We start from the raw sequence: 17,597 nt of genomic DNA, 5'->3' as shown, positions 1-17,597 counted from the left end.
CGCTAGGTTAGTCGCCATGAAGGTATGGAAGGTGGTAGGACTTGCGGGGCTCGTCGGCGTGGCCGCGACGGGCGTGGTGATCGCGCGGGGCGAACGAAAGCGCCGCGCCTACACGCCGGAAGAGGTGCGCGACCGGCTCAAGACCCGGGTCAAGGAAGCAGCCAACGCCTAGGCCTGGGAAATCAACGCTGCCTGGTACGACGATCGGCCGGGCGTGGGTGATACGCCGTAACTCGGTGGTACGGCGTATCCCACCACGCCCGGCCGTGGTCGTTCAGTTGCCGGCTTCAACTATTCAAAGGTTGTGCAAAGCAACTTCTTCGAGACGCCCAGCGGTGATCGTCGCGGTCTGGTAGGTGCAGTACGGCTGCCGCCGCCGATCCGTCGGGGATCCGGGATTCAGCAGCCGCAGCCCACCCCGGCTCGTGGTGTCCCAGGGAATGTGGCTGTGACCGAACACCAGCACATCGACCCCCGGATACGCCTTCTCGCACCGCTCCTCGCGCCCCTTGGCGGGGCCGGTCTCGTGCACGACCGCGACCGATACCCCGTCGAGCGTCACCCGGGCAACCTCCGGCAACCGCGCCCGTAGCTCCGGGCCGTCATTGTTGCCCCAGCACCCGATCAACCGCGCCGCACGCGTCTCCAACTCGTCCAGCAGCGCCACACTGACCCAGTCGCCGGCGTGGATCACCACATCGGCGCTATCGATCGCTTCCCACACCGGCGCCGGTAGCTTCTTCGCCCGCACCGGCAGATGAGTGTCCGAGATCAGCACCAACCGCATGCGATCACTCTCTACGCCTCCAAAGCCTCGATCAACTCCTTCTCCTTGGCCGGGCTCAGACCCGCGCGACGCTCACGGTCCAGACCGAGTTCCCGCTCCCACCCCAACGCGTCCTCCAAGAACTCCCGCCGCGACCGATGCTTCAACCCGGCCGCACGAGCCGCCGCCCCACTCCGGCTCGACCAGCCCTCGTAACCGGCCGCGGTCAGCCACATCGCGAGCGAATCCGGCCCCATGTACTGCTCGACCTTCTGCTCCTCCAGCCAGTCCCGCGGCGCGAGCACCACCGGCCCCATGTGACCGCCAACGGAGCGCGCGAGCTCGATCCACTCCCCGAACGGCACCACCGGCCCAAGCGTGTCGAACGTCCCGGTCCGACCCTCGGTGGCGCAGTCCAGCAGCCACGACGCGAGATCCCGTACATCGATCACCGCGGTCGTCAGCTCTGGCGTGTCCGGCACCAGCATCGGCTCCTCCGGCGCCCGCGCCGCCCGCGCAACCCACGCCCCCGAACGATCGCTCTTGTCGCCGGGCCCACCGATCAGCCCGGCGCGCGCGATCACCAGCCGATCCCCCACCGCCTCGACCGAAGCCAGCTCACACGCGACCTTCGCCTCGCCGTACTGCTCCCGCTCGGCGAGGTCCAGGTCGGTCGGATCCCGCAGTACGGCGGCCTCGTCGGCGCCCGGCGTGTCGAACTTCTCGTACACGTTGACCGACGACACATACGTCCAGTGCTTCGCCTTCGCCCCGAACGCGGCCAGCGCCCCACGCACAAAACCCGGCTGCCACGACACCTCGAATACCGCGTCCCACGCCTGATCGGGTACGGCGTCGTACGCGTCCGGGCTGCTTCGATCGGCGGTGATCAGCGTCGCTCCGTCCGCCACGGCACCGCTCTCGCCTCGGGCCACGCAGGTCACGGAATGCCCGCGCGCCAACGCCTGTGTCGCGATCTCCCGCCCGAGCCAGGCGGTCCCGCCAAGTATCAGAATCTCCACGCCCGCAAGCCAATCAGGCCGCACCGACAAAACCCACACCCGTCTGCCGAAGGCAGAAAGTGATCCTGTGCGGGCAGGCCGTCATCAAACGACGCGAACCCTTGCGGTGGTGGGGGATCGAGGCGCACTGTCGGCAGAGGAGGCACTCACACGGGATGGGTGCCCTGGGCAAGGGGGACACATGGGTGCTTTCGTTCAGATCATCGAGTACCGGACGTCGAAGCCGGATGAGGTTGCCGCGCTCAACGAGGACTTCCGCAAGCGCCGGATGGACGACGGCGACGGGCCCGCCCCGACGCGCGCGATGGCCTGCGCCGACCGGGACGAGCCGGGCCGCTACTTCGCCATCATCGAGTTCGCGTCGTACGAAGAGGCGATGGAGAACTCCAACCGCCCCGACACCAGCGAGTACGCGGCAAAGATGATGGAGCTGTGTGACGGCCCGGCCACCTACTACAACCTCGACGTGGCCGAGACCCAGGACTTCAGCTGACGAGAGACCCTCAGGCCCAGCCGTATCGCGAGTCCGGCTGGGTCTGAGTCAGCTCTGGTGCCGCCCGGGCTTCGGGCGGCCGGCGCCGTGCGGAGGGGCCGCGCCGACTGCCCGGACCGGGTCCGCGGCGCCGGACCCGCTCCTGCTCAGCAACACGACCACCTCAGCGGTACGGCGACCTCGGGCGTACGGGCGGCTCCGTCGTACGGGCGGCTCTGTCGTACGGGCGGCTCTTGGGGTTCGGGGACCTCAGCGGAAGACCCGGTACGACGACCAGCCGGCCGGCGGCGCACCGCCGTACGTACCGGGATCGCGGTCGCTGTGCAACGGGTCGGGATCTTGGGGTTCGGGAGCCGAGTGCAGGTCCGGCCAGGGTCTGGGCCGGAGCGCCTCGGGCGGTGGGAGCTTGAGCTCGGGATCGGGGCCTTGCTCCGGGTCGATCCACTCGACCTCGGTGGCGCCGCCGTGGCCGTGGATGGCGATGACCGACTCGATGCCGTCCCAGACCGTGGTGGTCGGATAGTCGCCGTACCAGCGGAGCGCGACCGCGCCGTCGGTGAACTGCACACCCTCGGCGACGGGTCCGGTACCGCTGACACCGGAGACGTCGTGATGGCGAATCAGCCGGAAGCGGCGGGACGTCATTTCGGGGCTACCTCCCAGAGCCGTTCGCCCGGCAGCGCGCGGCCCGGGCCTGGGTCGGTGTCGGGGATCGGTTCACTGGTCACGCGCAGACCGGCGAACCGGCGCGACATGGCAGCTGCGTAGCGTTCGGCCAGCTCGGCCTCCGCCCGATAGTCCGCGACGACGTGGTCCCCGAACCACACTCGTACGCGGCGACGTTGCGGTACCGGATCACCGGACATCTCAATGCACCCGCCTGCTCGGCCGGAGCGTTCCCATCAGCGACATCGAAGATCTGCGCTTCACATCAATCACTTCCACTTCCCTGTGGGGATGGGTCCACCGATGTGACGCACCCCCACCCCACTTCATGACGCGAATCTCACAAACTTTTCCGAGAGCGTCACCAGGCCCTCAGCCGAGGCCCCCGGCCGACGAGGTCGTCACCGGATGACCCAGGGGCGCCAGGTTTCGAGGGCGTCTGCGTCGAGGGACGTGCGGGGTGGGAAGTTGTGGACGCCAGCACCAGGGAGGTACGCCGCTACGATCCAGGACAACGCATGGCTCAGGACCAACGCCACGTCGGGCTGAGTCGCGGCCAGCTCGTCGAAAATCGCAAGGGCTTCCCGGGCCTGTGCTTCCTCGTCCTTGATCCCCGCAACGCGAATGTCGACCACGCCGATGTAATCGTCGATCGCCGAGACATCCTCAGGCTCCGGATCGACCTCGCCGTAAGTGTTCGGCTCGGCCAAGAGCAGGATTGTCCCCTCGACGGTCCGCGCACGCCCCCGGAAGAAGTGCTCGTTCTCCCTCAACTCCGGATCATCGAGCCGTTCCAAACCCAGCACATCCGCCAACCAGCCCGCCACGATGCCGAGCGGTTCGCTCGTACCCAGGAAGATCGTGTCGCTGGTGGACATCAGGTACCCCGGATCAGCCCACGACCCACGGGCCCCAGGTGTCGATGTCGGGAGCATCAGGGGTGATCGGTTGGTCGAAGGTGTGGGTGCCGACGCCTGGCAGGTGAGCGGCCACGAGGGTGCTTAGGTTGTGGACCAGGAGCATGGGCAGGTCGGGCCGGCCCGCGACGAGCTTGTCGAAGATCAGTCTCGCTTCCGTGTGCAGGAGGTCCTCGGTCTGTCCACCTCTCACCTGGATCTCGATCGCGTAGGGATCCAGCGCCTGGACGTCTTCAGGCTCGGGAGCTTCCTCAACATAACCGTTCGGCTGAACCACCACACCGAGCCATTCGTCAACCGACGCCGCCCGGGCCCGCATCCGAACAGCCTCACCCTCTACTGTCATGACCTCAGCGCCGGCTACCTCTCCCAGCCACTCACCCACCTGCCCCGGCGACTCGGCGGCCGCAACAAAGACACTGTCGACGACGGACATCACTGCTCCTTCCGGTAGGTGACGAGTCGTCCGTCACCGAGGATGACATGGACGACATCGGCGATAGTCTTGCCGGGCTGTCCGACCGCCCTACGGTAGGCACGCCAGGCGTCGGCCTCGGTCACGCCGAGCTTCCGGCAGTCGATGACGACCTCTTTCGCTTGCTCGCCCGCATCGCCGATATTGCGCTTGATCGTGTTGTTCGAACGGCTGGTCGGCGTCTTGAACTCGACGATCACGCCGCGCTCGGCCGCACTCTTACGCACCATCGCATCCGGGTTCTTGTCGCCGGACGTGTGGTCGGGCACGCGAGCGTCGATGCGCCAGCCCGCTTCGGCGAGGCGGTCGGCGATGGCGTGTTCCCTTGGGTCGAAGCTGCTGTGGGGGTCGTGGACGCCGGGGGTGAAGTCGGACCCGAGGGGACGGAGGTCGAAGGCTGGGTCGAAATCGGGCTGCCCGAGATCTGGGAGGTTGATGTCGACGATGATGGGTTGGGGGTCGTCGGGGTAGTCGAAGGTGGCTTCGACGTTGGTGGGGGTGATGGTGAGGTTGGCGCGTTCCCAGGTTTGTTCGGTGGATTCGGACATGGCGGCGAGGAGTTGCTTTGCGGCTTCGGTCAGGTCTACTTCTATCTCGTAGTCCTGGGTCAGTCGGTCCTCGCGGGCCTCGCGCTCTTTGCGTTCTTTGTCGTCTTCTTCCTGTACGACGATCTCGCCGGTCTCGGTGACCACGATCTCCACCTCGAGGGGTTCTTGGTCGCGGTCGTGCTCGTCGTCTTTTTCGTGGGCCTTGCGGAACTTTTCGAAGGCTTTGCGGGCGACCGTGATCAGAGGTGGTTCGTTGTCTTCGGCAACTTCGAGGTCTTCGAAGGTCGTGGTGAGGCGTTTGGTGCGGCCCTTGGAGTCTCGTTCGGCGAGGTCGCCGGTGCCGCCGGTGGCTTTGTTGCGGTCGGCGGAGTCGGCTGATGGGCGGTCGGTACGGCGGCTGTCGCCGACCAGGCGTTCGGCCCAGGCTCGGGCCTTCGGCGGCGCCATCGACAGGTAGTGGGCGGCGGCTTCGCAGGCGCGGGCGGCGGCGTCCAGTTGCTGGGCGGCGACGGTGGCGTGGCCGTGCGAGGCGGCGATGGCCAGGGCCGCGTTCTCGCGGCAGCGGTCGGCGGTGCGCTGCAGGTGGCTGATCACCTGCGGCACCTCGTCAAGGCACTCGACGAGTCCCCGCGCGACCCGCTGCAGATCCGAAACCATTTAGATCTGGTCGGCGTAGCTCTTGCATCCGGCCGAGGCGATCTCCAGCGCCTCGGCGGCCTGTTCGACGGCTTTGCCGGCCGCTTCCAGGATCTCGGTGATGTCCCGGTCGACGCCGGTCGCCGTACCGGCGATCAGGCTCTCCACCTGCTGACTGTGCTGGGTGAAGCGGAGCTTGAACCCGGCCAGGCCACCCGCTGCCTGCTTGGCCTCCATCGAGACCTGGTGCAGCTGTTCCTTGAGCCGCTGTACATCAGACACCCTGACCCACTCCCTAACGAGACCTCAACCACGCTTCTTCGGCAGCACGATCGCCGTACTGGCGACAATGACCGGCACCAGGATCGCAAACCACCAGGGCAGCCCGGACGCCATCACCACGACGACCGCGACCGCACCGCCCCAACCCCACCACCGAGCACCCGGCAGCCGTGGCAGCCCGAGCAGCCGCGACGCCGCCAGCATCGTGACCGCACCGATCACCGCAGCCTCGATGCCGGCCAGGAACGACCCCGTGACGACCCACACCACCACGAACCCGACCAGCATCAAAGCAGCGCTGATCGTACGACGCTTGCGCCGCTCCTGCTCAGCACGAGCATCCGCACGGACCTGCTCCAGCTGATCGACGGCCTCACCCAGCTGCTTGGTGATGCGGGCCGCCGCTGACTCCAGATCGCTCAGCGCACGGATCTCGGGGAAGGTGATGTTCACCCGCTTGCCCTCGGCCGGCAGGCCGGCGCGCTGCAGACTGGCGGCGGCCTGCTCAGCCAGCGCGTTCAGCCGGAGCTCTACCTGCTTGCCACGGTCCTCCATCGCTCTGGCCTCAGCCAGCGCCGTGGCCTCCGCCTTGGACTTGTTCGCCGTCAGCCGGTCCTGCGCCTGCTGTGCGTCCGCCCGCGCACCTGCGACCTGCCGCAGCGCCCGTGCGTACTCCGACCACTCCTGCTCTTCGGTCTTCATCGCCGTACCAATTCCACCGCGCGGTCCACCTCGTCGGACCGGAGTGCGGCGAACGGTACGACGACCTGCGCCTCCGGGTGCAGGCCGTCCCACAGCAGCGCGCGGTGCGGCTCGGAGGCCCAGCGCACCAGCGGTCCACAGACAGCCCGTACGCCGTCCTGCGGGTGCCGGAGGAAGACGTGGGTCGCCACGTTCGCCCGCCCGTACCCGAGCTGCTCGGTGCACACGTGCAGCCGGTTCCACCAACCGAAGGTGATGAGCCCCTGCGCCGGCCCGTCCCGGACGATGTCCTGCAACGCGTTCGCCGGACTCTCGAAGAAACCCTCCGCGTGGGTCTGCATCTTCGGTACGCCGTGGAAGCCGAAGCCGAGCAGATAGGTCTCGCCGAGGTGCCCGTTCCGGACCGAATCCCGCAGCGAAAACAGCCGCGGTGCGATGTCGTCGTGCTTGTCGACCGTCTCGACCTCACAGCCCAGCTGCCGCAGTGCCTGGATCAACGCACCCTTGCCCTCGGCAACAGCAGGCGACGAGTTGGTCCCGTCCATGAAGATGAACCGCGGCGGATCCACAGCAGCGGCCGCTGTCGACAGCGCCAGCCCACTCAGTACGCCGAGTGCGTCCACCGGACCATCACCCAGCACCAGTACACCGGCACCCGGCTCCGGCCGCACCTCCACCGGTACGGGCGCCTCCGTCACGGCGATCGGCAACCCCGTCCACGGCCGGCCAAACTCCGGCGTCACCGCGGCAGCCGTGTCCGCCAACCGCGCCGGCTCCGCAAGATGGAAGACCCGCGGCGGACGCGTCGTCCCCGATCGCTGCCACAACTCCCGGCGCAGCTCGTCCAGTACCGCCTTGTCCGCGAAGCTCACCAGCACATGCTGGTTGTCGTCCGGCGAGCCGAAGTTCGCGTTGAGCACCGCCTCGCCGCGGAACTGCAACTCGGCCGCGGCCGTGTTCCCGTTCCGCAGGATCGCCTGCGCATCCGCCGGCGTCGTCTTCAGCGCGATCCGATAAGGCACCTGCCCGAAGATCGAGTCCCGCCGCGTCGACAGCCGTTTGACCCCTTCGATCGTCTGCGTCGCGAGCACCACATGAACGCCGTACGCGCGTCCCAGCCGCACCAACCGCTCGAGCAGCTTGGCCGCCTCGTCGGCCAGGTCGTCGTCGTCCTCCAGCAACACCTGGAACTCATCGAGTACGACGAGAATCCGCGGCGGCCGATCGGGGCCGGGCGCAAGCTCCGCGATGTCGGCAACGTTGCCATGTGACTTGAAGATCTCACTGCGCTGGGCGAGTTCGTCCGACAGATGCCGCAGTACGGCGAGACCGAACGCGCGGTCGCTGTGGATGCCGAGCACCCGCACCTGCGGCAGCCAGTGCTCCCGCTCCGCCGCCGGGCCGAGCGCGGAGAACTCGACACCGTGTTTGAAGTCGAGCAGGTACATCTCCAGGTCGTCCGGCGAATAGCGCGCGGCGAGCCCGTGGATCATCACCAGCAGAAGGTTCGATTTGCCCTGGCCGACCGCGCCGCCGACGAGGACGTGCGGCAGCGCCGGGTTGCCGCTACGCAACCGGACCAGCGCCGGCGTGCGATCGTCGTACCCGATCACCGTGCTGAGCTCGTCCTTGACCGGCTGCCACCAGGTCGATCGATCCGGCAGCGTCCGGTCGAAGTCGATCGTCGGCAGTACGGCGATCTCGGCCATCTCGGCGATGACGTCACAGATGCCTGCGGCAACATTCGCGTCGAACGGCGGATCGAGTTTCGCCGGTACGCCGGGCAATTGTGCTATGTCGACTCGTTCGTTGGCGATGGCAACGGGTGTGAGCAGGTCAAGCAATTGCTTGCTGTCGACATCCATCTCCGCCGGCATCGACGGGTCGTGGTGGACCAGGAAGCAGATGCCGCGCTCACCACCGGTCGCGGCCAACCGGAGCAGATCGCGCTGCGCGAGCGTGTCGATCCCGGCCGGGTAGTCGAACAGGATGACCAGCCGATAGGGATCGGTGACGCGACCGGTCTCCCGGATCAGGTCCTCGAACCGCTTGTGTCCCAGCTGCGCCTGCCGGCTGGCTCGCAACGATGACACGTCAACGAGCCCAGATAGCACGGCATGCAACTGTTCCGCGGTGTGTGTTGCCCTAGGCACCAATTGTGGGTACTTCGTGGTCAGGTGACCCAGCAACCCCATCGTGCCGGTCAGCCGCGGGTCGAACGCGTCAATCCTGAGCCTGAAGGGTTCGGCCGCCGCAACCAGCCTCAACGCCACGCTCTGCAGCAGCCGGCGTGCCGACTCGTTGCGATCCGCTGTCACCTTCCAGCCGTTTGTGCGCAGCAGCGGCGCGGCGACCGGCGTACCGGCCTCCAACTCCCCCACTCGCACGTACGACGGGATGCCCGCGCCGATTAATTGCCGCGAACGCCAGCGCGCGTCGTTCGGCGGGATGGACGCGAGGCCGGGCGCGAGCCGATCCGCGAGCAGGCGGGCAGTCGGCTCGGCGGTCTTGAGCGCCTCCGCGGTGGCCGCCTCGACCAAGCCCCGCGACTCCCGCCGCGCGGCCGCCGTCTGCTCCTGCAGCTGACGATGCAACTGCACGGCCCGTTGATGTTCGCCGTACGTCAGTCGGCGAGCGTTCTCCAGCAACTGCCCGAGCGCATGTTGGAGGCCGCGAATCCGCGCCTCCAGGAGCTCCGGGGAAACCGATCCGGGCGTACTTCCCCCGTCAGGCTCCTCCGTCACGAGCACCGTCCTTCCACCTCTGCCCCGCGACACCACCACTTGCCTGGAGTAACCATGTCACACCACCAGTCCCTGACGTCACTCCAGCCATCACCAGTCTCACCAGTTAATCGGGGGCGACGATCTCGAGCTCGTAGCCGTCGTCGTTGTGCAGGAAGGCGGCGTAATGCTGCGGGCCGCCGGCGTACGGGTGGCGGTCGGCGAACATCATTGTCCAGCCGTGGTTCGCTGCCTCCGCAACGATCGCATCCACCTCGGGTCGCCCGGCCGCGTTGAGCGCCAGATGGTTCATCCCCGGCCGCATCCGGTCGTGCTCCTCGGCCGACATCGCCGGGCTCTGCTCCAGTACGACGTACGAGCCGTCGGGAGCGGTCCAGGTCATGCCACCCGGCCAGCCGTCACCGTCCTTCCAGCCCAGCCTGGTGAGGATCCAGCCCCAACTCGTCAGCGCCCGGGACAGGTCCGGGACCCAGATTTCGATGTGATGCACAGCAGCAACCATCGGAGCATTATCTGTGCTCGTCGAAACGATTGGTCACCGCCACCGAGACCAGCCCCGACACCACCAGCCAGGCCAGTGCGGCGAGCAGCCACGGCCACCAGTGATGGCCCTGCGATGCTTCGGCGACGGCCTTGCCGAACAACCCGCCGGCGGGCGCGAAGACGAGCACGAGCAGCACCCGCGCGATCGACGTCTCCCTGGTCATTCCTTCATTGTCCGAGCCAACTCGCCGCCTCGCAGAAGCTCTGGCGTTTCGCCCCCTGAAAACATGGGGCCGCCGGATGTTCCGGTTTCTGTCCGTGGCAGGGTTTAGCGTCTTCCCTGACAGACCCGCAGGATCGGGGGAATGTGGTGAGTACGACCCGGATCGAGAGCACCGCGTACGGCGCAGCCGCGCTGGAGCGGCTGCATGCCGTCGTGGCGCGGCTGAAGGCCGACGATCCGATGAAGCCTGTCACCTTGCTCCTGCCCAACAACCTTTCCGGCGTCATCGCGCGCCGCTATCTCGCGGGTCGAGGAGGCATCGCCGGCCTGTACCTGGCGACCTTGCCGCGATTGGCCGAGCAGCTTGCCGCCGGTCTGCTCGCTCCCCGCCGCCCCGCGACCCGCCCGATCGTCGCGGCGACATGGCGTACGGCGCTCTCCAAAGCGCCTGGCATCTTCCAGGACGTCGCCGAGCATCCGGCAACCATCCAAGCGCTTGCCTCAGCCCACCGTGAGCTCCGCGACCTCACCGATCCCGCCCTCGAGAGGGTCGCCGGTGCCTCCGCCCTCGGCCCCGACCTCGTCCGGCTGCATCGCTACGTCACAAGCGACCTCGCCCCGGACTGGTACGACGAAACCGACCTCCTCCGGGCCGCTGCGACCCGAGCGTCGGCCGACCCTTCGATCGTCGCCGAGCTCGGCGCTTTGGTGCTCTATCTTCCTCAAGAACTGACGCAGACCGAGGCAGCCTTCGTCGAAGCGCTCGGTTCCGCCGACCTCACGGTCATCGTCGGCCTCACCGACGTACGTCGTGCCGATCGCGCAGTACGGCGTTCGCTGGAACGCATCGGCATCGACCTGCCAACGTCGATCTCGAAGAACTACCCGGTCGCGACCGAGGTCCTGAACGCATCCGACGCCGACGACGAGGTGCGTTGTGTCGTCCGTGATGTCGTCGCCGCGCTCGAGCGCACCCCGGCCCATCGCATCGCCGTGCTGTACTCCGCCGCGACGCCGTACGCGCGACTCCTGCACGAGCACCTCGCCGCCGCCGGCATCGAGGTCAACGGCCCAGGGACCCGACCCGTCCACGAGCGAGCGATCGCGCGGACTCTGCTCGAAGTCCTCGCTCTCGTCGACCAGGATCTCCCTCGCGCCGACGTGTTCCGCGCGCTGGCGAACGCGCCAACCCGCGACTTCACTGGCGAGCGGATCCCGGTGCCGCAATGGGAGCGCATGTCGCGTGTCGCCGGTGTCGTCCGTGGCGACGACTGGGAGACACGTCTCGCCCGCTATGCCGAGTCCGAGCGTCGTACGGCGAATCAGGAGGAGGCGGCGGAGGATCCACGTCCGGCCGCGGTTCGGCGTGCGCAGTACAACGCGGAGAAGGCCGAGCGCTTGCATGCGTTTGCCTTGGAGCTGCGCCGGCGGCTGAAGGCCGCCGCCGTCATGGAGACATGGTCCGAGCTGGCCGGCGCTGTGTTGCAGCTCTTCCAGGACCTGCTCGGCGACTACTCGTCCCTGCCTGTGGAGGAGCAGTACGCCGCTGTCGCGGTCGAGAGTTCGCTGAAGGGCCTTTCGACGCTGGATGAGCTTGGTACGCCGGCGAGTCTGACGGTGCTGCGCGACGTACTGGACCTAGAGCTGCAACAGTCACTCCCCCGCGTCGGCACGTTCGGCACCGGCGTACTGGTGGCTCCGCTCTCGGCGAGTGTCGGGCTGTCGGCGGACATCGTGTACGTCGTGGGGCTGTCGGAGGACCTGTATCCGGGTCGCGTGCACGAGGATGCGCTGCTCCCGCACCGGGTCCGATCGGCGGCGGCGCCGGAGCTGGCATCGTTCCGGGATCGGCTCGACGAGAAGCAGCGGCATCTGCTGGTCGCTTTCTCGGCCGGATCCCGCGTCGTGGCGTCGTTCCCCCGCGGCGACCTGCGGCGATCGTCGCGGCGACTGCCGACGCGCTGGTTGCTCGGCACGTTGCGGTCGCTGACCGGCGATCACGCGCTTGCCGCGACGGAATGGGATCAGGCCGACTATGGGGATCGGTTGCTGACCTCGGCGTCGTACGCCGGATCGTTGACTACGGCAATCATGCCGGCGACGGAGCAGGAGTGGCAGACGCGTTCCGCGGCGGCAGGGTTGTGGCTGAACGATGCGGTGCTGGTTCGCGCGCGTGAGCTGCTGCGGGGGCGCGGGAGTAATGCGTTCACTCGCTTCGACGGGGACTTGTCCGGGGTGTCGGGGCTGCCGGAGTACGCCGTCGAGGATCGGATCGCGTCACCGACGTCGCTGGAGGCGTATGCGACCTGCCCGCATGCCTACTTCGTCGAGCGGTTGCTTCAGGTGGAGCCGCTCGAGGCGCCCGAGGACCTGCTGGTGATCTCGCCGATCCAGGTCGGGAACCTCATCCACAACAGTCTGGACGCCTTCGTGACCCGGCTGGCCGGTTCGCTCCCCAGGTACGGCGAGCCGTGGTCGGCCGAGCAACGGTCGTTGCTGTTGGCAATCGGTGCGGATCTCGCGGATCAGTTCGAAGCCGAGGGGCTGACCGGGCATCCACGGCTGTGGCAGCGGGAGCGGTTGCGGATCCTTGGCGATCTGATGGTGCTCCTGACCGACGACGATCGGTGGAGATCCTCGCGCGATGCGTCGGTGGTGGCCAGCGAGCTCCGGTTCGGCTTCGATGGTGAGCCGCCGGTGGAGATCCCGGTGCCATCGGGGCGCGTGCTGCTGCGCGGTAGCGCGGACAAGGTCGACCTCGGGCGCGACGGGACCATCTATGTCACCGACGTGAAGACCGGTGGTTTCTCGCGGTACGAGGGGATCGAGTCCGATCCAGTGGCCGGCGGGACGAAGCTTCAGCTGCCCGTCTACGCGTACGCCGCTCGTGCCCGGCTGGGCGAACCTTCCACACCGGTCGAGGCGTCGTACTGGTTCGTCCGGCGCGGCGGCAAGCGGATCCCGGTGCCGTTGACTCCCGAGGTCGAGGCCCGGTACGTCGAGACGCTCGACGTGATCGTGTCGTCGATCGCGGCCGGGTTCTTCCCACCCAAGGCGCCCGAGATCCCGGATTTCCTGTGGGTGCAGTGCCCGTACTGCAACCCGGACGGGATCGGCCACAGCGAGGTGCGGGCGCGGTGGGACCGGAAACGGCACGACCCGACGCTGGAGCGCTTGGTCCGGCTGATCGACCCGGTCGCGTATGCCGCTGATGAGGAGAACGGCGATGAGTGAGGTGTTGCTGGACTCGGAGGCGCGGGAGCGGATCCAGTCGGACACTTCGGCGACGCTGTTCGTCGAGGCGGGTGCCGGGTCGGGGAAGACGCATGCGCTGGTCGACCGGGTGACGACGCTGGTGCTGCGGGACGGCGTACCGCTGCGGACGATCGCGGCGGTGACGTTCACCGAGAAGGCCGGCGCTGAGCTCCGGGATCGGCTGCGGGTCGAGTTCGAGAAGGCTCGCAAGGGGCCGGCCAGTTCCATGGCGGATGCGGCGTTGGACGACCTCGACTCAGCGTCGATCGGGACGTTGCACGCCTTTGCGCAGCAGCTGTTGCTGGCGCATCCGATCGAGGCCGGGTTGCCGCCTCTGATCGACGTACTTGATGAGGTCGGGTCGTCGGTGGCGTTCGAGGAGCGCTGGGCGGAGTTGCAGCAGCAACTGCTCGACGACGACTCGATTGCCGAGGCGCTGCTGCTGGCGATGGCCGTCGGGGTCGAGTTGAAGCATCTGCGGTCGTTGGCCCGGCTGTTCGGGAACGACTGGGACCTGATCGCCGAGCGCGTGCTGGTCGACCCGCCCGAGTTGGTATCGATGCCGTCGCTCGACGGGCTCGTTGCGGCGGCTGCGCAGATCGGCGCGGTGGCTTCCTCGTGCCTGGATCCCGAGGACCGGTTGCTGCCGAAGGTGCAGCAGATCCGCGAGCTCGGGGTGATGCTGGACGCTGCTTCCGACCAGGAGACGCAACTGTCGATCCTGCAGACCTTCCGCGGGCTGAAGATCGGCCGGATCGGGCGCAAGGAGAACTGGCGGGACATCAACAAGGTGCGCGGCGACTGCACCGAGGTGGTCGAGGTCGCCAGTTCGCTGGTCGAACTGCTGCTGGATGCTTGCCTTCGGCACCTTTCGCACTGGATCGCGCGGCGGGTGCTGGAATCGGCGCGGCTGCGCCGGGAGGAGGGGCGGCTGGAGTTCCACGATCTGCTGGTGCTGGCGCGGGATCTGCTGCGGCGGGACGCGTCGGTGCGGTCGGCGCTGCAGGAGCGGTACGAGCGGCTGCTGCTGGACGAGTTCCAGGACACCGATCCGATCCAGATCGAGCTCGCGGTGCGGATCGCGGGTGGTGCTGAGGCTTCGGCCGAGGACTGGCGCGAGGTGGAGGTGCCAGAGGGCCGGCTGTTCGTCGTCGGCGACCCGAAGCAGTCGATTTACCGATTCCGGCGGGCGAACATCGCGACGTACTTGACGGCTCAGGACCTGCTCGGCGAGACCGTTGCCCTGACCACCAATTTCCGTACGGTGCCGCCGATTCTGGATTGGGTCAACACGGTCTTTGGCTCCTTGATTCAGCCGCAGGAGGCTGCGCAGCCATCGTATCAGTCGCTGTCTCCGCATCGCACCGGGCCGTCGTCGACGTCAGCTCGCCCATCACGGCCTGTGGCACCTCAACCGACCGACGTCAGCGGCGATCAGCTTTCCCTGCTGGGTGACCTCGACGACTTGTCAGACTCCGGTGACTTGTCAGACTCCGGTGATTTGGCGACGGTCCTCCCCTTCCGCCGTGCATCCGAGGAGACCCCGAGCGCCGACCTCGCCGACTCCTCAGCCGACTTCTTTGCAGATCCGGCGTTCGGGCCTGCCGTGACGGTGCTCGGCGCTGAGCCGCACAACGATCTGCCGCGAGCCCAGGCGTCCGTCCTGCGCGAACGTGAAGCGATCGACGTCGCCGCGGTGGTCGAGGAGGCGTTGCGGGACGGCTGGCAGGTGTACGACGAGCGCGCTCAAGGCTGGCGACCTGCGGAAGCCGGCGACATCGCCGTACTGGTACCTGCCCGTACGTCGTTGCCATTCCTCGAGGACGCCCTCGACCGCGCGGACATCCCGTATCGGGCCGAGGCCAGCTCGCTCGTCTACCAGACCGCCGAGGTCCGCGACCTGCTCGCCTGCGCGCGTGCCCTCGGCGATCCGAGCGACCAACTCGCTCTCGTCACTGCCTTGCGCTCGCCGTTGTTCGGTTGCGGTGACGACGACCTCTTCGTCTGGAAGCGATCCGGCGGATCGTTCACGCTGACCGCGCCTGTCCCGGACACGCTGCTCACCCACCCGGTCGGCGAGGCGATGGAGTGGCTTCGCCGGACGTACTACGCCTCACGGTGGCTGACGCCGAGCGAAGTACTGGCCAAGATCGTCGCCGACCGCCGCATGCTCGAAGTCGCGGCGATCGGTCCGCGGGCCCGGGATGCGTGGCGGCGGATCCGGTTCGTCGTCGACCAGGCGCGTGCTTGGTCGGAGGTCGAGCACGGCGGCCTGCGCTCGTACCTGGCCTGGGCCGCGCACCAAGGCGAAGAAGCCTCGCGCGTCGCCGAGGCTGTCTTGCCGGAGACCGACGCGGACGCCGTACGGGTGATGACGATCCATGCCGCGAAGGGCCTGGAGTTCCCGATCGTCATCCTGTCCGGCATGACCGCCGCGCCGAACCGGCAGCGCGGGGTTCAGGTGCTGTGGCCGCCGGACGGCGGTTATGCGGTCAAGCTCAAGTCGTCGGTGCAGACGGAGGATTTCGACCTCGTCCAGCCCGTCGACGAGCAGATGGACGACTACGAGCGCCGCCGTCTCCTTTACGTCGCCGCCACCCGCGCTCGCGACCACCTCGTCGTCTCGCTCCACCGGTCCGGCAACCGCCGGCACTCCAGCAACGCCGAGCTCCTCGCGTCCGCGGGCGGCGTCGAGGCTCCACATACAAGGCTCTTCACCAGCCCACCACCCGTCGTACGCGAGCCGCGATCCGCTGCCGCAGTTACGCCGCCGATCGCCCGTACTGAATGGGATTCCCGCGTCACCGCGGCCCGCTCGGCCAGCCGCCGCCGGTCTGCCCAGAGCGCGTCGGGCTTGGAAGGGACCGGCCCGGAGGTCGCCCTGACCGAGGTAGATCCCGGTACCGCCAAAGCAGCCCGCGACCTCGAGCTCCCACCGTGGTCCAAGGGCCGCTACGGCACCGCGATCGGCCGCGCGGTCCACGGCGTCATGCAGGTCGTCGACCTGAGCTCCGGCGCCGGCCTCGAAGCCGCGGTCTCGGCCCAGTGCCTCGCCGAGGGTGTCCTCGAGTACGCCGATGTCGTCGCCGCCCTGACCCGTTCCGCATTGGCGTCAGACGTCGTACGGCGAGCCGCTGCCCGCGAACACTGGCGCGAGTCGTACGTCGGCACCGTCCAACCCGACGGCACGATCCTCGAAGGCTTCGTCGACCTCATCTATCGCGAGGACGACGGCCGCCTCGTCATCGTCGACTACAAGACCGACGCGATCCCAGCCGCGGCGTTGGACAGCCGTGTCGCGTACTACTCGCCGCAGTTGACGGCGTACGCCGCCACGCTGCCCAACCCGGGCACGCCGATCCTGCTGTTCCTCAATCCCACCGGCGCTGTGGAGCGGCCGCTCTAGACCATCCGCACGGCGAGGATGAGGATCACCAAGCTCGAGCCGAGTGCTGTCACCAGCCGACCGACGTGACCGGTCAACGCTCGGCCCAGCAACGCCCCGCCGCTGGCGAGCAACAGTTGCCAACTCGCCGACGCCAGGAACGCGGCAATCACGAACACACCGCGCTCCACGAACCCCGGATCCATCGACTTGGACCCGCCCAGCACCAGCGCGGCGAAGTAGATCACCGTCATGGGGTTCAGCAATGTCATGCCCAGCAGGCTGAGATACGCCTTCACTGCCCCGACCGGCACCTCCTGCGTGATCCCCGTCAGCCGATGTGCCCGATACCGCCGTACCGCCGTCACCGCCCCACTCACCGCAAGCCCGAGCAGCACCGCAACAGAAACCCACCGCAGCGGCACCACGATCGGTTCGAGCACCGGCGCCAGCGCAGACCCGCCAACAGCCGCGACCAACGCATACAACCCATCCGCCGAAGCGATCCCGAGGGCAGCACAAGCGCCAACCCGCAACGACGTTCGAGCAGTCAACCCAACCAGATAGGTGCCGACGGCCCCGACAGGAATGGCGATCCCATACCCCGCGAGCAGCCCGGCAACCACCGCCGCCGTCACGACTGGACGACGATCGACCTCCAGCAACGACCGAGCTTCTGCTGACCCCACGCCGCCGAAACCTCGGCAACGGGCAACAGCAACACTCCAACGGTCGTAGTCATGCCCGAATCATCAGCCCCCACCAACCACCCGCAACCCAATTACACCCGTTGCCCACCACAACAACCCAGCAGGCCCACGCACCCATCCCCGCCCGACACCCCAGCCCGCCCCCCTCGCCACCATCCACGTCCACCTCCCCGCAGCCCCGCCGCGCCCTCTCCGGCAGCTGCCCGCGCGCGGCATCCCGTGGCGGTGGACCCCGCAGGTCGCCGTACTCACCCAGCAGGCATCGCCATCCAGCTGCTGTGCGAGTCATA

General features: G+C 68.0%; 17 protein-coding genes. 4 read left to right on the top strand and 13 right to left on the bottom strand.

The features are described from left to right. Nucleotides 1-16 precede the first annotated feature (16 nt). Nucleotides 17-172: a hypothetical protein gene (locus EV646_RS39635; protein ID WP_165546543.1), complete on the top strand. Its 156-nt coding sequence runs from the start codon at nucleotides 17-19 to the stop codon at nucleotides 170-172. A 123-nt stretch (nucleotides 173-295) separates the two neighbouring features. Here the strand turns inward: EV646_RS39635 and EV646_RS34840 are convergent, their stop codons facing one another. Together EV646_RS34840 and EV646_RS34835 are read right to left on the bottom strand one after the other, a co-directional pair. Further along, nucleotides 296-787 (bottom strand): metallophosphoesterase family protein, encoded by a 492-nt coding sequence (locus EV646_RS34840; protein WP_132156369.1) that lies wholly within the window; start codon nucleotides 785-787, stop codon nucleotides 296-298. Between the two features lie 11 nt (nucleotides 788-798). Further along, on the bottom strand, nucleotides 799-1,788 hold the full coding sequence (locus tag EV646_RS34835; RefSeq protein WP_132156367.1) for an NAD-dependent epimerase/dehydratase family protein: 990 nt from the start codon (nucleotides 1,786-1,788) through the stop codon (nucleotides 799-801). Nucleotides 1,789-1,969: 181 nt separating this feature from the next. Between EV646_RS34835 and EV646_RS34830 the strand changes: the two genes are divergently transcribed. Beyond that, nucleotides 1,970-2,281 (top strand): hypothetical protein, encoded by a 312-nt coding sequence (locus EV646_RS34830; protein ID WP_132156365.1) that lies wholly within the window; start codon nucleotides 1,970-1,972, stop codon nucleotides 2,279-2,281. A gap of 249 nt (nucleotides 2,282-2,530) precedes the next feature. Here EV646_RS34830 and EV646_RS34825 read toward each other — a convergent pair whose 3' ends face one another. The 10 genes from EV646_RS34825 to EV646_RS34780 all read right to left on the bottom strand — a co-directional run bounded on the left by EV646_RS34825 (nucleotide 2,531) and on the right by EV646_RS34780 (nucleotide 9,958). After that, a complete protein-coding gene (locus EV646_RS34825; RefSeq protein ID WP_241996527.1) occupies nucleotides 2,531-2,926 on the bottom strand; it encodes a hypothetical protein in 396 nt (131 codons plus the stop codon). Next, entirely contained in the window at nucleotides 2,923-3,147 is a 225-nt protein-coding gene (locus EV646_RS34820) for a hypothetical protein (protein ID WP_132156363.1), read from the bottom strand. Before EV646_RS34820 ends, EV646_RS34825 begins: the two co-directional genes overlap by 4 nt. Before the next feature lie 201 nt (nucleotides 3,148-3,348). Beyond that, complete coding sequence (locus EV646_RS34815) at nucleotides 3,349-3,825, bottom strand: hypothetical protein (protein ID WP_132156361.1); 477 nt, start codon at nucleotides 3,823-3,825, stop codon at nucleotides 3,349-3,351. 13 nt (nucleotides 3,826-3,838) lie between these two features. Then, entirely contained in the window at nucleotides 3,839-4,300 is a 462-nt protein-coding gene (locus tag EV646_RS34810) for a hypothetical protein (RefSeq protein WP_132156359.1), read from the bottom strand. Further along, nucleotides 4,300-5,544: a CdiA C-terminal domain-containing protein gene (locus EV646_RS34805; protein ID WP_132156357.1), complete on the bottom strand. Its 1,245-nt coding sequence runs from the start codon at nucleotides 5,542-5,544 to the stop codon at nucleotides 4,300-4,302. The genes EV646_RS34810 and EV646_RS34805 overlap by 1 nt, the downstream gene beginning before the upstream one ends. Beyond that, nucleotides 5,545-5,805, bottom strand: coding sequence for a hypothetical protein (locus tag EV646_RS34800; RefSeq protein WP_131364376.1), 261 nt, complete (start codon nucleotides 5,803-5,805; stop codon nucleotides 5,545-5,547). It lies immediately after the preceding gene. Nucleotides 5,806-5,829: 24 nt separating this feature from the next. After that, on the bottom strand, nucleotides 5,830-6,507 hold the full coding sequence (locus EV646_RS34795) for a hypothetical protein (RefSeq protein ID WP_132156355.1): 678 nt from the start codon (nucleotides 6,505-6,507) through the stop codon (nucleotides 5,830-5,832). Then, nucleotides 6,504-9,251 (bottom strand): FtsK/SpoIIIE domain-containing protein, encoded by a 2,748-nt coding sequence (locus EV646_RS34790; protein ID WP_132156353.1) that lies wholly within the window; start codon nucleotides 9,249-9,251, stop codon nucleotides 6,504-6,506. Before EV646_RS34790 ends, EV646_RS34795 begins: the two co-directional genes overlap by 4 nt. A 106-nt stretch (nucleotides 9,252-9,357) precedes the next feature. Further along, the gene (locus EV646_RS34785) at nucleotides 9,358-9,753 is read right to left on the bottom strand and encodes a VOC family protein (protein ID WP_132156350.1); all 396 of its coding nucleotides are present in this window, start codon (nucleotides 9,751-9,753) and stop codon (nucleotides 9,358-9,360) included. A gap of 7 nt (nucleotides 9,754-9,760) precedes the next feature. Then, complete coding sequence (locus EV646_RS34780; protein ID WP_132156348.1) at nucleotides 9,761-9,958, bottom strand: hypothetical protein; 198 nt, start codon at nucleotides 9,956-9,958, stop codon at nucleotides 9,761-9,763. Nucleotides 9,959-10,104: 146 nt separating this feature from the next. Here EV646_RS34780 and EV646_RS34775 point away from each other — a divergent pair, with 146 nt between their 5' ends. Further along, entirely contained in the window at nucleotides 10,105-13,191 is a 3,087-nt protein-coding gene (locus EV646_RS34775; RefSeq protein WP_132156346.1) for a PD-(D/E)XK nuclease family protein, read from the top strand. Continuing rightward, a complete protein-coding gene (locus tag EV646_RS34770; protein WP_132156344.1) occupies nucleotides 13,184-16,618 on the top strand; it encodes a UvrD-helicase domain-containing protein in 3,435 nt (1,144 codons plus the stop codon). The genes EV646_RS34775 and EV646_RS34770 overlap by 8 nt, the downstream gene beginning before the upstream one ends. Here EV646_RS34770 and EV646_RS34765 read toward each other — a convergent pair. Further along, nucleotides 16,615-17,235 (bottom strand): LysE family transporter, encoded by a 621-nt coding sequence (locus EV646_RS34765; RefSeq protein ID WP_132156342.1) that lies wholly within the window; start codon nucleotides 17,233-17,235, stop codon nucleotides 16,615-16,617. The two genes, EV646_RS34770 and EV646_RS34765, sit on opposite strands and share 4 nt — an antisense overlap. Between the last annotated feature and the right edge of the window lie 362 nt (nucleotides 17,236-17,597).

The organism is Kribbella antiqua (assembly GCF_004345665.1).
GTDB classification, from domain to species: Bacteria; Actinomycetota; Actinomycetes; order Propionibacteriales; family Kribbellaceae; genus Kribbella; species Kribbella antiqua.
The sequence above is the reverse complement of the archived record's forward strand: the minus strand, read 5'-3'. Positions and strand labels throughout refer to the sequence as shown.

What these genes read in the sequence shown, in the direction of transcription:
- EV646_RS39635 (WP_165546543.1), top strand. Translation starts at nt 17, where the DNA reads ATGAAGGTATGGAAGGTGGTAGGACTTGCGGGGCTCGTCGGCGTGGCC.
- EV646_RS34840 (WP_132156369.1), bottom strand. Translation starts at nt 787, where the DNA reads ATGCGGTTGGTGCTGATCTCGGACACTCATCTGCCGGTGCGGGCGAAG.
- EV646_RS34830 (WP_132156365.1), top strand. Translation starts at nt 1,970, where the DNA reads ATGGGTGCTTTCGTTCAGATCATCGAGTACCGGACGTCGAAGCCGGAT.
- EV646_RS34825 (WP_241996527.1), bottom strand. Translation starts at nt 2,926, where the DNA reads ATGACGTCCCGCCGCTTCCGGCTGATTCGCCATCACGACGTCTCCGGT.
- EV646_RS34820 (WP_132156363.1), bottom strand. Translation starts at nt 3,147, where the DNA reads ATGTCCGGTGATCCGGTACCGCAACGTCGCCGCGTACGAGTGTGGTTC.
- EV646_RS34815 (WP_132156361.1), bottom strand. Translation starts at nt 3,825, where the DNA reads ATGTCCACCAGCGACACGATCTTCCTGGGTACGAGCGAACCGCTCGGC.
- EV646_RS34810 (WP_132156359.1), bottom strand. Translation starts at nt 4,300, where the DNA reads ATGTCCGTCGTCGACAGTGTCTTTGTTGCGGCCGCCGAGTCGCCGGGG.
- EV646_RS34805 (WP_132156357.1), bottom strand. Translation starts at nt 5,544, where the DNA reads ATGGTTTCGGATCTGCAGCGGGTCGCGCGGGGACTCGTCGAGTGCCTT.
- EV646_RS34795 (WP_132156355.1), bottom strand. Translation starts at nt 6,507, where the DNA reads ATGAAGACCGAAGAGCAGGAGTGGTCGGAGTACGCACGGGCGCTGCGG.
- EV646_RS34785 (WP_132156350.1), bottom strand. Translation starts at nt 9,753, where the DNA reads ATGGTTGCTGCTGTGCATCACATCGAAATCTGGGTCCCGGACCTGTCC.
- EV646_RS34780 (WP_132156348.1), bottom strand. Translation starts at nt 9,958, where the DNA reads ATGACCAGGGAGACGTCGATCGCGCGGGTGCTGCTCGTGCTCGTCTTC.
- EV646_RS34770 (WP_132156344.1), top strand. Translation starts at nt 13,184, where the DNA reads ATGAGTGAGGTGTTGCTGGACTCGGAGGCGCGGGAGCGGATCCAGTCG.